This is a genomic window from Altererythrobacter chaiwopuensis (assembly GCF_054957735.1).
Map to the genome: position 1 here is coordinate 1 of NZ_JBTXJF010000001.1, position 13596 is coordinate 13596.

Sequence of the window (13596 nt, forward strand, 5' to 3'; positions counted from 1 at the left end):
TACGTCCTCACCATTGAGGCCGAGGATGCCGATGGCAATATCTCGACCCAGACCATCACGGTCACAGTCGCAGACCTCGATGATGCCGCTCCGGTTATCATGGTAGATGGTGCGCCCTTGGTTCCAGATGAAGCCGCCTTTGAGGTCGTCGAAGGCACCACGGACGTTGCCGTATTCGGAAGCGATGAGACTGTGGCATGGGCAATCGTCGACGGCGACGATCGGAACGAATTCTCGATCGGCGATGACGGTGCGTTGGTGTTTCAGACCGCGCCCGATTTCGAAGCGCCTACCGACATAAACAGCGACAACATCTATGTCCTGGCGATCGAAGCGACCGACGAAGCTGGCAATACATCTCGAATTTTTGTCGACGTCACTGTGCTCGATACGGAAGAATTGCAGGATCGCGTAGACGCGATCAGCAACGCTTTGCGAGAAGGCTTGCGCACGCACGCGCTAGTCGGACTGAGCGATCTGCTTAGCTACAATGAAGAGTTGATGATCGGCGATTTCGATTGCTCGAAAGATCGTGAGGGCAACAGAGTATCGGGCGCTGCCAACGCTAACGAAACCTCGCAAGACGCCAATGTCCGGTTCCAGCAGGTTCTAACATCATGCGGGAAGAACCTGCGACTGCTGCTCGATGGCGGCGCGACGTTTACGCGCCTTTCGGGCAATAGCAGGGTGCGCGGATTTGCTTCGGTTCGACTGGAGAGGAATCTTTCCGACGATACCCAAATCGGGCTAAACATCATCGGATCAACCGCTTCAGACTTAATCGATGGATTTACCGACAGCACCATTTCCGATTTCGGTCTAACCGGTCAGCTTTATGGCCGCATCCGGTTCGATGATGACCTGATGGCGGGTGCTTTCGTCGGTTACGGCCAGAGCTGGTACGACTTCAATCTTAGCGAAGACGGGCTCGCGATCGATGGCAAATATTCCGGCGAGCGTTTCATCCTCGGCGGGATGATGCGCGGCGAACTTTCGCTGGGCGATCGCCCTTTAACGATCGATGCTGTGCTGTCGCATGCCACAGAGAGTCTTGGCGGCGCGCGCTTTAAAGCTTCGCTCGATGCCGAAAGTGCTGATGGACTGACGTTCGATCTCGGAAGCGTGAATGCAACCCGGATCAGCGTTCCGTTGACGTACTCAGCATTTGGGCCGCTCGATCTAACAACGCCTGGCAACGGTCTCAATCTGACCGCTGGCGGCCTCTGCGAAAGCAATTTCTTTGGGTCGGGCATTGATTGTGGAATCCAAGTAGGGGGTCGCCTATGGCGTCGGACGATCGGCGGAAGTTATGCTTATCTCGACGTGGATTTTGAGAACGCAGCGGGGCTGAAGCGCTTCCGGATCGACGCCGGCTACGCATTCGATATAGGTCTCGGCGACGCCGCAAATCTGGCGTTTAATGTTGGTACTGTCGCTAGCGATCAGCAACAATCTGCCTGGACCGGACTGGTAACCCTGACCGCAAAACAATAAGTGAACCAAACGCCCGAGGGGGCGAGCACTGCGAAATTGCTTTCGCTCGACTATCGGAGGCGTTTTACCTGAGCTTTCGCGACCTCTTTCCTTGGACTGAGACGAACATTACATCGTAAGGTGAACTGTAGGACTTGGCTGCTTTCGGGCATTCTCGCTTGTCGTATGAAGGTCGGATCTTGGGGCGCATTGGAGCCATTAAAGTCTTGAGTTCACACGGCAGAATCCCGCTTAAATCTGGTACCCCATTGGTGCCCCGTCGGACGGCGAAAGCCACAAATCATATCTAAGTCATTGAAAAATGGTGGACGCACTAGGGCTCGAACCTAGGACCCGCTGATTAAGAGTCAGCTGCTCTACCAACTGAGCTATGCGTCCACACCCGACCTTTGAGATCGACCCGTTCCGGAAGGCCCAAGGCCGCTGTCCGAATCAGGAGAGGCGCTCATATAGCGCTCATATCAATAAAGGGAAGGGGCAGTTCGCAAGGTGTCGGCAATCAACCCAGCCCGCGCCGGGGCGTTTCCCGATTCCAGCGGTTGACCATCATCAGCGTACCTATGCAGAGCATGTTCGTGAGCATGGAAGAACCGCCGTGGCTCATGAAGGGAAGCGGAATCCCCACCACAGGCGCCAGGCCCATCACCATCATCAGATTAATCGCCACATAGAAGAAAATGGTGGCGGTCATCCCGCCGGCCAGCAGCCGCCCGAAGCGGTCTTGTGCCCGAATGGCAACCTTCCAGCCCCATCGCATGATCAGCGCAAAGACCACCAACACAAACACGCCGCCAACCACGCCCCATTCCTCGGCCATGGTCGAGAAAACAAAATCGGTGTGGGGTTCGGGCAGATATTGCAGGTGGCTTTGTGAGCCGTTGTTGAAGCCCTTGCCGGTAATCCCGCCCGAGCCGATCGCGATCTTGGATTGCGTAATGTGATATCCCGCCCCCAGTGGGTCGCTTTCCGGATCTAGAAAAGTTGTCACGCGCCGCTGCTGGTACTCCTGCAGGCCGAAGATGAACGCCAGCGGCGCGGCCACCGCCGCCACTCCTGCGCCGATCACGAACCAGCGCATCGGCAAGCCCGCCAGCAACATCACCACCGCCCCCCCGAAAGCAATTGCAAGTGCAGTCCCCAGATCAGGCTGCATCAGCACAAGCCCCATCGGCATGCCGATCAGCACTGCCGGTATTGCCAGTGCCTGCCAACTGCCGATCATCCCGGCGGGCATGGTGGCAAAGAAGCGCGCCAGCACCAGCACGATCATCGGCTTCATCAGTTCGGATGGCTGGAGCACGATCGGGCCGAGATCGAGCCAGCGCTGGCTGCCACCGCCAATCGCACCAACGATTTCGACCGCCATCAGCAGCAGCAGCACGATCAAATAGCCAGGGTAGGTCAGAAACTTGACCAATTCGACTGGCACCATGGTGATGATCGAAGCCATCACCAGGAATATTCCGAAGCGCAGCAGGTGCGAGGCGGCAAAGGGCTGCATCGAGCCGCCCGCCGCGGAATAAAGCACCGCCGCTCCGAAACCGACAAGCAGGATAAGCGGGATCAGCATGGCCCAGGGCTGGCGCGCAATGGGTTGGGGGATGAGGGAGTTCATTCGCCCGCTCCCGTGGACACCTGCCCGACTGAAGAAGGAGATGACGGAGGAGATGGCGGGGGAGCTGGCGAGGGCGATGGTAAGGGAGTTTGAGAAGGAACCGGCGTGGCGGCGGGGTTCGCTTCAGGCCGCGGTGTCACAGCCTCGTTGGCAATCTCTTCCGCCTGGGTGGCGGCAGCGCGCGCTTCGGCTTCCACCCGATCGAATATTTCTTCATCGCGCCGCGGTGCGGGGCTGACAAATTCGCCGCGCTCAGCAGCATAGGCCGCGTATTTGGCTGCGAGCCGTTCCTGAGCATTTCCGCCCCATTGTTCTTCAAACGCCTTGAGCCGCGCCAGCCCTTCAGCCGGATCAAACATAAAGGTCATTACGTCGCGCGCGATGGGATAGGCCGCGCCCGATCCTCCGCCATGTTCAATCACCACTGCCCCGGCATAGCGCGGGTTGTCGAACGGGGCGAAGAAGATGAACAACCCGTGGTCGCGATATTTCCATGGACCGCTCTTGCCGTCAGACTTGCTTAGCGACACCACCTGCGCTGTGCCGGTTTTGCCTGCCAGCAGCACATCGGGAATTGGCAGGCGCGCCCGACCGGCGGTGCCCGGTCCGTTAACGACGTCGCTCATCGCCTGGCGCACAAATTGCACCTGCTCCAACGGGAAATCGATTTCGTTGAAGCCTTGCGGCTTTGTGTCGAGGGAAAGCCGGGGCATCACGTGGCGGCCCGTAGCAAGGCGTGCGGCCATCACCGCCAGTTGCAGCGGGCTAGCCAGCATATAGCCCTGGCCGATGGTGGCATTGACAGTGTCGAACGCCTGCCATTCACGGTTGTATTTCTTTTGTTTCCAGGCCGGATCGGGGACTGTGCCATAGAACTGGCTGGTTACGGGCAAGGGGAATTCCTGCCCCATGCCGCATTTGCGCGCCATCGCCGCAATCGGATCCATCCCCACACGCTGCGCCATGGCGTAGAAATAAACGTCGCAGCTCTGGTAGATGCCCTTGGCCATATTGACATGGCCGTGGCCGCGCCGGTTCCAGCAGCCGAACACTCGATTGCCAACCCGCAAGCCGCCGCCACAGAACACCGTTTCCTCGGGATCGATCCCCTGGCCCATCAGCGCCATCGAGACCATTGGTTTCACCGTCGAACCGGGGGGATACAGTCCTTTGAGCACCTTGTTGCGCAGCGGCACGCGATCGTCATCGCGCAGCATGGCATATTCGATGCTGCCAATCCCGTCAGAAAAACTGTTGGGATCGAAGCTGGGCATGGATGCCATGCACAACAGGTCACCACTGCGGCAGTCCATTACCACCACCGATCCGGATTCCAGGCCAATGCGGCGCGCGGCGTAATCCTGCAGCGGGCCGTCAATGGTGAGGCGCACCGCTTCGCCCTGGACATCCTCACGGGATTCGAGATCGCGCACGATCCGCCCGGATGCGGTCACTTCGACCCGCCTCGCGCCGGGGACGCCGCGCAGGGTTTGCTCGAATTGCTTTTCCAGCCCGTCCTTGCCGATCTTGTAGCCGGGCGTGATCAGCAACGGATTGCGGTCCAGCTCATATTCCTCGGCCGAGGCGGGGCCGACATAGCCGATCAGGTGGCCCACGCTGGGGCCGGTGGGATAGAACCGCGAGAAACCGCGCTGCGGCACCACGCCCTGGAGATCGGGCAGGCGCACGCTGACCGTTGCGAATTGTTCGTAGTCAAGCCCGCTCGCGACTTCGATGGGCTGGAACCCGCGCGAGTCCTTGATCTTGGCCTTGATATCCGCGATCCGATCCGGCCTGAGCGATAACAGCTGGCCCAACTGATCGACGGTACGATCGGGATTGCGCAGCCGTTCGGGGATCACGTCAACGCGGAAATCAGCCCGGTTCGAAGCGAGCGGCGCGCCGTTGCGATCAAGTATCCAGCCGCGGCGCGGGGGGATCAGCGTCAGATTGACCCGATTGCTTTCGGATTCGGTGCGATACTTCTCGTTCTCGGCAATCGCCAGGTAAGACATGCGCGCGGCGAGCAGCACACCAATCCCGCCCATCATCGTGCCTACAACAAAGCTGCGCCGGTCAAACCTGTTCTTGAGCTGATTGGCGGTAACGGAATTGCGCGCCCCAAGCCGCCCCATCACGCAACCTCACGGATACGTAGGAGCCGCAGCCGGTCAAACCAGCCAATCAGGCCTGCGGTTACCGGAAACAGAACCAGTGAGATGGCAAGTTGAGGCAGGCTCGCCACCAGCAGCGGGCCAGTGAGCCACGTGCCGGAAAACGCCAGTGCAACCGGGATAAAGACCCCCAGTGCGATTGCTGCGGCTCCCCAATCCTGCCAGAATCCGCGCCAGGGAAAACGTGCTTCAACCCATTCGATGATAAGCATAGCTAGCGACCATAGCAGAATTCCGCTGCCGAAGGGCTGGCCGCTGTACAGATCGTCAAAGGCGCCCAATGGCAGGCCCGCCCAGCTGGGCAGCAATCCGGGTCGCATCAACCGCCAACCCACCAGCATCATGAACCCGAACGGTGGAACCAGCGCGCCGGTGGTGCTGATGAACAAGATCGGCACAAGCGAGCCGAGCATGATCGTGGCGTAGGGCACTGTATTTGCCAGCAGAGGCGAAGGCTCGCGGTTGATCCGCTTGCGATAAGGGTTGGGCCGTGACGTGTATTTGAGGTTGTTCTGTATCACTGGTCCGTCACCGGCTCGCTAAGCGCCTCATCGGCCGATTGCCGCGAGGCTTCGACCTGTTCGGGCTGCCAGATCGGCTCGATGCTGACATACTCGCTTGCGGCGGGATCCGCGACCAACCGCGCCAAGCCGCCATCGGGGCGGGTTTCAGTAAGAATTGCCACTGCCGCGCCGGGGCGATAATATCCGCCCGCTCCGCTAGTCACAAACACGTCACCAGGCTCGAGCGGATTGATCCCCAGATTGATCAGGCGAATGCGCAGCAATCCGTCGCCGCGCCCTTCGGCAAACGCAACCAGGTCATCGCTTGCACGGCGCACGGGCAACACGCTCTCGCTATCAGTCAGCAGCATGACGCGCGATGTGCTGCTGCCAGTTTCGAGAACGCGCCCCATAACCCCCCGCGCGGAACGCACCGGCATTCCAACCTTGACCCCCTGGCGCCGCCCCGCTCCTATATAGGCAAAGCGGCGGGCACTGGCTGCAGTAGAGCCTGTGATCGTGGTCACCGCGACCGGTGCCGTTTCCGTCTCGCTGAGCCCGAGCAACCCCTTCAGGCGCAGGTTCTCCTGCTCTGTTGCCTCCGCTTCGGCCAAGCGGATGCGGGCCAGTTCCAACTCCTGGCGCAGCGCCACATTTTGGCTGCCCGCACGGAAATATGCGGTGATCGTGCCGATAATGCTGCCAGACCCGCTGCGTACAGCAGACGTTGCCTGGCCCGCCGGCTCGACCGCATCGCTTGCCACGCCGCGAAGCCCACTGAAGGCTGACGGCTGCCACAGCGAAATGCCCAGCAACACTGCCCCGATCAGGGCACCGATTGCGGCAACCAAATAGCTGGTGAAAAGCGAATACTGCGCCCTGCGAGAATGGCCGGAACGCCGGGACGAAGGCGGCGCCATGCGGTCCGCTCCTTATTCCTGCATCAAGACGCCGCGATAGATCGGATCTTCCATCGCGCGCCCGGTGCCGATTGCCACGCATGACAGCGGATCCTCCGCAACGCTCACCGGAAGGCCGGTTTCCTCGCGCAGATGTTCGTCGAGCCGCTTGATAAGCGCCCCTCCACCGGTCAGGACGATACCCTGGTCCACAATATCGGCGGCCAGTTCGGGCGCCGTATTTTCCAGGGCGATACGCACGCCTTCCACGATCGCCCCGATTGGCTCGGACAATGCTTCGGCGATATGCGCCTGGTTGATCATAATCTCCTTGGGCACGCCGTTCACAAGGTCACGGCCCTTGATCGAGAAGGTTTCACCAATCCCGTCTTCGGGCGCAACGGCAATCCCGTAATCTTTCTTGACCCGCTCTGCCGTCGCGTCTCCGATCAGCAGATTGTGATGGCGGCGGATGTAAGAAACGATTGCTTCGTCCATCTTGTCACCGCCGGTTCGCACCGAGGTGGTGTAGGCAAGCCCGCGCAGCGAAAGCACTGCGACTTCGGTGGTGCCACCGCCGATATCGACCACCATCGAGCCAACCGGTTCGGTCACCGGCATATCAGCCCCGATTGCCGCAGCCATCGGTTCCAGGATCAGGTAGACTTCGGAAGCACCCGCATTCGATGCAGCATCACGGATCGCGCGCTTTTCAACCGAAGTCGCGCCCGAAGGCACGCAGATCACGATTTCGGGATAGCGGAACAGGCTGCGCTTGCCATGAACCTTGCGGATGAAGTGCTTGATCATCTCTTCGGCGATCTGGATGTCGGCAATCACCCCGTCGCGCAGCGGGCGGATCGCCTGGATCGTGTCGGGCGTTTTGCCCATCATCATCTTTGCGTCAACGCCCACCGCCTTGACCCGCTTGTCGCCATTGATGGTCTCGATCGCGACCACCGAGGGTTCATTCAGGATGATGCCCTGATCCTGGACATAGACCAGCGTATTGGCCGTCCCCAGGTCAATGGCCATGTTGTGTGAACGGAATTTCAGCAGGTTGGAAAAGAAACTCATTCTAGTTGGTGTTCCATGGATATGATCGCGTCGGTGGTCGAGCCAGCGCAAGCCCTGCGATCCGCAATTGACGGGATGGACAAGCTCTAGTCCATAGCTACGCAAAAGGCCAAAATAATTGTTTACAGCAAGGCGTATTTTCCACTGCTGGCCTCGAATTTGTGGCGCTTGGCCGCTAGCGTGCGGACAATGCCCGAAATTCGCCGCCTTCCTGAAAGCCTGGTCAACCGCATCGCGGCGGGCGAAGTGGTTGAGCGGCCCGCCGCTGCGCTCAAGGAGCTGGTTGAAAACGCCATCGATGCTGGCGCCCGGCGGATCGATGTCAGGCTGGTCGAGGGCGGGCTCGGCAAGATCGAAGTGGTCGATGACGGTTGCGGCATGTCTGCAGGTGAGATCGCACTGGCGCTGGAACGGCACGCCACCTCCAAACTGCCCGATGAGGCAATCGAGCAGGTAAACACCCTGGGCTTTCGCGGCGAAGCGCTGCCTTCGATTGCCAGCGTTGCGCGATTGAGCATCGAGAGCCGTGTGCGCGGGGCTGACAATGGCTGGAGGCGAGTGGTAGACCATGGCCAATTGATTGACGAAGGACCAGCCGCGCTGCCGCCGGGTACGCGGGTCAGGATGGAACAGCTGTTTGCCAAGGTGCCCGCACGCCGCAAGTTCCTGCGCACGGCGCGCAGCGAATATGCCGCCTGCCTTGATGTGGTGCGCCGCCTGGCAATGGCGCGGCCCGATGTGGCATTTTCGCTCGCCCATGGTGACCGGCGTATTCTGGGGCTACAGGCGGGTGAAGCCCTGGCGGATCGGGTTGCAGGGATCATCGCGCGCGAGCTGAAAGACAACAGTGTGGCGATCACTGCCGAGCGTGACGGGCCAAGCGGCATTATGCGGCTTACCGGCATCGCGGGGCTGCCAACCTACAATCGCGGGGTTGCCGATCACCAGTATCTGTTCGTCAACGGGCGCCCGGTGAAGGACCGGCTGTTGGTGGGCGCGGTGCGCGGCGCCTATGCCGATATGCTGGCGCGTGATCGGCACGCGGTGCTGGCCCTGTTTCTCGACCTGCCGCCCGAAGATGTCGATGTGAATGTGCATCCGGCCAAGACCGAGGTGCGCTTCCGCGATGCGGCGGGCGTGCGCGGATTTATCGTCAGCGGCCTGCGGCAGGCGCTCAGCACGGGGGACCGGCGCAGCGCGCAGGGCCCGGATCGCGGTGCGATGGAGCGCTGGCAGCAGGAGCCTGTCCAGGAACCCGCTTCAGCGCTGCGAAGTATATTCGAGGGGCGCGATTGGTCGGCGCAAAAGCCGCGCGTCAGCGAAGCGGGGCAGGCCTGGCGCGCCTATGAAGGTGAAATCATGGCGCGCGATGACTATGCGCCGCAGGGCAGGGCTACAGAGGTCGAAGAACAGGCGGACGCCGCAAATGACTTCCCGCTTGGGATTGCGCGCGGGCAGGTCGCGGGCACCTATATCGTCGCCGAGGCGGCAGACGGGCTGGTGCTGGTCGATCAGCACGCCGCGCACGAACGGCTCGTGCTGGAGCGGCTGCGCGCGGCGGGGGCAGGGGATGCGGTCGCGCGATCGCAGGCGCTGCTGGTGCCCGACGTGGTCGAGCTGGACGAGGTCGATTGTGACCGATTGGAGGAAGCGGCCGATGGCTTTGCCAAGTTCGGGCTGGTGATCGAGCGTTTCGGCCCCGCGGCCATGCTGGTGCGCGCAATGCCGCATGCCCTGCGCAAGGGCGATCCGCAGGCGCTGCTGACCGACCTGGCCGACGATATCGCCAAGCACGGGCAGGCGTTGCTGCTGGAGGAAAAGCTCGAACATGTGCTCGCCACCATGGCCTGCCACGGATCGGTGAGGGCGGGGCGGGTCCTGCGCGTGGAGGAGATGAACGCGCTGCTGCGCGAGATGGAGCGGACCCCGCGCTCAGGCCAATGCAATCACGGCCGCCCGACGTGGGTGAAACTCAGCATGGAAGACGTCGAGAAACTGTTCGGGCGGCATTAGAAGCGGGCTTTCCGCTAACGACGACTTTGCTGCCTCGGTTACATTGTTAAGTGACTTCTCGCTTTGCGCAATATCTCTGCTATTTCTGCTCGAATATCACTTCCACCGGGAGCTCAAACAGTTTTGCTATCCGAAATGCCAGCGAGAGGGATGGATCGTGCTTACCCGTCTCGATGGCATTGATTGCTTGGCGCGAGACAGACAGGCGCTCACCTAGGTCGGCTTGGCTCCAACTGCGCTCTGTACGCAGCTCTCTCACCCGATTGTTCAGTTTACTTCCTCCCGCTCGCCGCCAAAAGTTGGCTCGACCATCCAGCTAAGCAAAGCGGTGGGAAGCACCGACGCATAAAGGAAGACACCCCAGAATACTCCGTTGTACCCATCAAAGGTATTGGGCAGCCAAAGGCCAATGTCGCTCGCAATCGAGGCATAAAGGACAAGCAGCAAGGCGGAGGCGGTGAATGTTGCATAGGAGGCGCTCAAAGCACGGCCACGTAAGCGGAGCTCATACTCATCCAGAAGCTTCACCTCGTCACCAACGATGCGTTGAACAGAGGATCCGATAAGCAACGCGAAACCGAAGAGGGCTACGAATATGAGCCCATACCCAGCCAAGACTGTAGCAAGAGCGTCAGGACCCAATGCCAGAACCAGCGCACCGACAGGGTAAGCTATAAGACTGGCTGCCGAAACAAGACGCACCCTCGCGATGGACATGTCTTGCGAACCTTGCGGAGCTCGATAGAAAATCATGTTTACCTCTTTAAATAGATCTGTGAATGTAAGGTAGACCTGACTTAGATCGAATCAATCTCAATGTCAAGTATACCTGACATGGCATTTCTAAAAGTGTGCATTAGGGTTGCTGGCAGCTTACCACCCAAGGTCGGACTTTCAGCCTTCAATCGGCGCCCCGGGCTCCCGCACAGCGATCAACCCGTTAGAGGTCATTTCCAGCACGATCTCATCGTTCTGGTTGAATACCTGCGCGCGGCTCTTGAAGATGCCCATTTCAGGGCGCGACTTGCTGCGGCGCTTTTCGATCAATTCGCTTTCGACGCGCAAGCTGTCACCGGGGTAGACGGGTTTTTTCCACTGGAGGTTGTCGACACCCGGCGAGCCGAGCCCGGCCTGTTTCGTGCTCTTCATATTCTCGACCATCATCGTCATGGTCATGGCGCAGGTATGCCAACCGCTGGCCGAAAGCCGCCCGAAATGGGTCTTCGCCGCAGCCTCATCATCGAGGTGAAAGGGTTGTGGATCATATTTACGCGCGAATTCGAGCACTTCCTCGCGCGTCACCTCATAGTGGCCAAAGCTTTGCCTTGCGCCGATTTGCAGGTCTTCGAAATAGATCATGTCCGGCGTTCCGCTGTGTCATTCATCCATGGCAAGTGCAGGGCGCAAAGGCGCCAGCGCAGGCTGTGATGGAGCAGAACCGGGCAAATTCAGCAACTGGCGTAATAGAGGAGCCACTGCCGTATTGTCGAAAGTCTCAAGCTTTACGCCGCTGCGGAAGGCAGGGCCATTGGCGATGAACAGGGCGCGCATTTCCGGCGCCTCATGGTCATAGCCATGGTTCCCGCCGCTCCATTCGCCTGCAGGGCGCGAGGCGGTTATGGTCCATCCGGTTTCCGGCAGGCAGAAATAGGGCGGGACGCGGCTGTGCGTGCCATAGCTGAACCGCGCGGGAATTTCTTCCTTGCGCCAGCAGCTCATGCGATCATGCGGCGCAAGCAGCAACTTTTCGAGCGCCGCAGTATTGCCATCGGTGGCTTCGAAGGTTGCATAGGCACCGCTTTCGACCATGCGATAGAGCGAGGGGTCGACAATTTCCTCGATCGCGATCACTCGCTCGCTGCTGGTCGGTGCCATGCCGTGATCGGATACAATCACCAGATTGGCCGGTTGCTCCAGATCGCCCAGCCCGGCGATCAGCATGGCGATATGGCTATCGACATCGCGCAGCGCGGCGTGAACCTCTTCGCTCTCCGGCCCGCCATCGTGCGCGGCGGTGTCGATCGTGTCGAAATAGAGCGTCACGAAGCGCGGGCGGATATTGGCGGGGCGGCGCAGCCAATCGAGCACGCTGTTGACCCGCTGGGTATTGCTGACCTGCATGCTGAACGCCTGCCAGTCCTGCGCCATTATTCCGTCATCCACCGGGCCCCAACCGCGCATGGTGCCGCCCCATGGCACAGCCGATCCGGGCCAGAACATTGCGGCGCTGCGCACACCGGCCTGCTCGGCCTCTACCCACAGGGGTTTGGCCTCGCTCCACCACCACGGGTCGACCGTGGCCATAGTGAAGACTTCGCCTGGTCGCCGCGCATCCTCCATCTTGTTGGCGGTGATGCCGTGCTTGTCGGGCACGAGCCCCGTCACCAGCGTCCAGTGATTGGGAAAGGTCTTGGTGGGGAAGGAGGGGCGCATCGCCGCGCTGGCCCCTGATGCGGCGAGGGTATCAAGCGCCGGGGTGAGGCCGCGCTCGAGATAATCGGGATGGAAACCGTCGATCGAGACAAGGATGGTGACCGGCGCGCGTTGGTCCGCGTGGTTCGCCGCGCTTGAGGCCGGGGCAGGGGCCTGCGCCAATTGCGGGGCGCACGCCGCGAGCAAGCCCGCCATCCACAGCGCAGCGAACCTTGCCCATATCTGCATTGCCCTAACTCCCCGGATCAAACATTGAACTTGAAGTGCAGCACATCACCGTCCTGCACGACGTATTCCTTGCCTTCCTGGCGCAGCTTGCCGGCTTCCTTGGCACCGGATTCTCCGCCCAGCGCGACATAGTCGTCATAGGCGATGGTCTCTGCGCGGATGAAGCCCTTCTCGAAATCACTGTGGATTTCGCCCGCCGCTTGCGGCGCCTTGGCACCCGCCGGAAAGGTCCACGCGCGCGCCTCCTTGGGGCCGCAGGTGAAGAAGGTCTTGAGGCCCAGCAGTTCATATCCGGCGCGGATCACGCGGGCGAGGCCGCTTTCGCTCAGGCCCAGCTCGGCGAGATATTCGGCGCGGTCTCCTTCATCCATCGTGACCAGTTCGGCCTCGATGGCGGCGGAAACGACCACGGCCTGTGCACCTTCGGCCCTGGCCTTGTCGAACACCGTGGCAGACATCGCATTGCCTTCTGCCGCGTCTTCCTCTGCCACGTTGCAGACATAGAGCACGGGTTTGGCGGTGAGCAGCTGCGCCTGGCGGAAGATGCGCGCTTCTTCATCATCCTTGGGTTCGGTCAGCCGCGCGGGCTTGCCCTCGCGCAGCAGGTCGAGCGCCTGCCCGAGCACCGAAGCCATCAGCTTGGCTTCCTTGTCGCCGCCGGTGGCGCGCTTGGCTGCGGCGGGCACACGCTTTTCGAGGCTTTCAAGGTCAGCCAGCATCAGTTCGGTCTCGACCACTTCGGCATCGGCCAGCGGATCGACCTTGTTGGCGACATGCTGAATGTCGTCATCCTCGAAGCAGCGCAGCACATGCACGATGGCATCGACCTCGCGGATATTGCCCAGGAACTGGTTGCCCAGGCCTTCGCCCTTGCTCGCGCCTTTCACCAGGCCCGCGATGTCGACAAAGGCCAGCTGGGTTGGGATCACCTTGGCCGAACCCGCAATCGCGGCGATCTTGTCCAGCCGCTCGTCAGGCACGGAAACCTGGCCAACGTTGGGCTCGATCGTGCAGAAAGGATAGTTCGCGGCCTGCGCGGCCTGCGTCTCGGTCAATGCATTGAATAGGGTGGACTTGCCAACATTGGGCAGGCCCACGATCCCGCAACGGAAACCCATCGAAAACTCCGGAATAGAATGTTGGAGCGCGCCTTAGCGGGC

At 60.8% G+C, this 13596-nt stretch carries 12 protein-coding genes and 1 tRNA gene; 2 read left to right on the forward strand and 11 right to left on the reverse strand.

Going from position 1 to position 13596, the window contains the following annotated elements; genetic code table 11:
* Positions 1–1494, forward strand: a 1494-nt coding sequence (locus tag ACX3VQ_RS00005) for a hypothetical protein (RefSeq protein ID WP_462578922.1), incomplete at its 5' end; no start/stop codon positions are given.
* A 302-nt stretch (positions 1495–1796) separates the two neighbouring features.
* Here the strand turns inward: ACX3VQ_RS00005 and ACX3VQ_RS00010 are convergent.
* The 6 genes from ACX3VQ_RS00010 to ACX3VQ_RS00035 form a co-directional block, all read right to left on the reverse strand.
* Positions 1797–1872 (reverse strand) — tRNA-Lys (locus ACX3VQ_RS00010).
* 121 nt (positions 1873–1993) lie between these two features.
* Positions 1994–3109, reverse strand: a complete 1116-nt coding sequence (gene rodA, locus ACX3VQ_RS00015; RefSeq protein ID WP_462578923.1) for a rod shape-determining protein RodA — start codon at positions 3107–3109, stop codon at positions 1994–1996.
* Positions 3106–5244 carry a penicillin-binding protein 2 gene (gene mrdA, locus ACX3VQ_RS00020; RefSeq protein ID WP_462580644.1) on the reverse strand — a complete coding sequence of 713 codons (2139 nt, stop codon included), beginning with the start codon at positions 5242–5244 and terminating at the stop codon, positions 3106–3108. The genes rodA and mrdA overlap by 4 nt, the downstream gene beginning before the upstream one ends.
* The gene (locus ACX3VQ_RS00025; RefSeq protein WP_462578924.1) at positions 5244–5804 is read right to left on the reverse strand and encodes a rod shape-determining protein MreD; all 561 of its coding nucleotides are present in this window, start codon (positions 5802–5804) and stop codon (positions 5244–5246) included. The genes mrdA and ACX3VQ_RS00025 overlap by 1 nt, the downstream gene beginning before the upstream one ends.
* Positions 5801–6706: a rod shape-determining protein MreC gene (locus tag ACX3VQ_RS00030; protein ID WP_462578925.1), complete on the reverse strand. Its 906-nt coding sequence runs from the start codon at positions 6704–6706 to the stop codon at positions 5801–5803. Before ACX3VQ_RS00030 ends, ACX3VQ_RS00025 begins: the two co-directional genes overlap by 4 nt.
* Before the next feature lie 12 nt (positions 6707–6718).
* A complete protein-coding gene (locus tag ACX3VQ_RS00035) occupies positions 6719–7762 on the reverse strand; it encodes a rod shape-determining protein (protein ID WP_462572240.1) in 1044 nt (347 codons plus the stop codon).
* A 189-nt stretch (positions 7763–7951) separates the two neighbouring features.
* Between ACX3VQ_RS00035 and mutL the strand changes: the two genes are divergently transcribed.
* Positions 7952–9775, forward strand: coding sequence for a DNA mismatch repair endonuclease MutL (gene mutL, locus ACX3VQ_RS00040; RefSeq protein WP_462578927.1), 1824 nt, complete (start codon positions 7952–7954; stop codon positions 9773–9775).
* A 79-nt stretch (positions 9776–9854) separates the two neighbouring features.
* Here the strand turns inward: mutL and ACX3VQ_RS00045 are convergent, their stop codons facing one another.
* From ACX3VQ_RS00045 to ychF, 5 genes are all read right to left on the reverse strand, one after another.
* Positions 9855–10046, reverse strand: coding sequence for a helix-turn-helix transcriptional regulator (locus tag ACX3VQ_RS00045; RefSeq protein WP_462580645.1), 192 nt, complete (start codon positions 10044–10046; stop codon positions 9855–9857).
* Complete coding sequence (locus tag ACX3VQ_RS00050) at positions 10043–10528, reverse strand: hypothetical protein (protein WP_462578928.1); 486 nt, start codon at positions 10526–10528, stop codon at positions 10043–10045. The genes ACX3VQ_RS00045 and ACX3VQ_RS00050 overlap by 4 nt, the downstream gene beginning before the upstream one ends.
* 141 nt (positions 10529–10669) lie before the next feature.
* Entirely contained in the window at positions 10670–11134 is a 465-nt protein-coding gene (locus tag ACX3VQ_RS00055; protein ID WP_462578930.1) for a MaoC family dehydratase, read from the reverse strand.
* 18 nt (positions 11135–11152) lie between these two features.
* On the reverse strand, positions 11153–12436 hold the full coding sequence (locus tag ACX3VQ_RS00060) for an alkaline phosphatase family protein (protein ID WP_462578931.1): 1284 nt from the start codon (positions 12434–12436) through the stop codon (positions 11153–11155).
* 17 nt (positions 12437–12453) lie between these two features.
* Entirely contained in the window at positions 12454–13554 is a 1101-nt protein-coding gene (gene ychF / locus ACX3VQ_RS00065) for a redox-regulated ATPase YchF (protein ID WP_462578932.1), read from the reverse strand.
* Between the last annotated feature and the right edge of the window lie 42 nt (positions 13555–13596).

Bases quoted from the DNA above. Each gene is read 5' to 3' on its own strand.
- rodA (WP_462578923.1), bottom strand. From the start codon at position 3,109: ATGAACTCCCTCATCCCCCAACCCATTGCGCGCCAGCCCTGGGCCATG.
- mrdA (WP_462580644.1), bottom strand. From the start codon at position 5,244: ATGGGGCGGCTTGGGGCGCGCAATTCCGTTACCGCCAATCAGCTCAAG.
- ACX3VQ_RS00030 (WP_462578925.1), bottom strand. From the start codon at position 6,706: ATGGCGCCGCCTTCGTCCCGGCGTTCCGGCCATTCTCGCAGGGCGCAG.
- ACX3VQ_RS00035 (WP_462572240.1), bottom strand. From the start codon at position 7,762: ATGAGTTTCTTTTCCAACCTGCTGAAATTCCGTTCACACAACATGGCC.
- mutL (WP_462578927.1), top strand. From the start codon at position 7,952: ATGCCCGAAATTCGCCGCCTTCCTGAAAGCCTGGTCAACCGCATCGCG.
- ACX3VQ_RS00050 (WP_462578928.1), bottom strand. From the start codon at position 10,528: ATGATTTTCTATCGAGCTCCGCAAGGTTCGCAAGACATGTCCATCGCG.
- ACX3VQ_RS00055 (WP_462578930.1), bottom strand. From the start codon at position 11,134: ATGATCTATTTCGAAGACCTGCAAATCGGCGCAAGGCAAAGCTTTGGC.
- ACX3VQ_RS00060 (WP_462578931.1), bottom strand. From the start codon at position 12,436: ATGCAGATATGGGCAAGGTTCGCTGCGCTGTGGATGGCGGGCTTGCTC.
- ychF (WP_462578932.1), bottom strand. From the start codon at position 13,554: ATGGGTTTCCGTTGCGGGATCGTGGGCCTGCCCAATGTTGGCAAGTCC.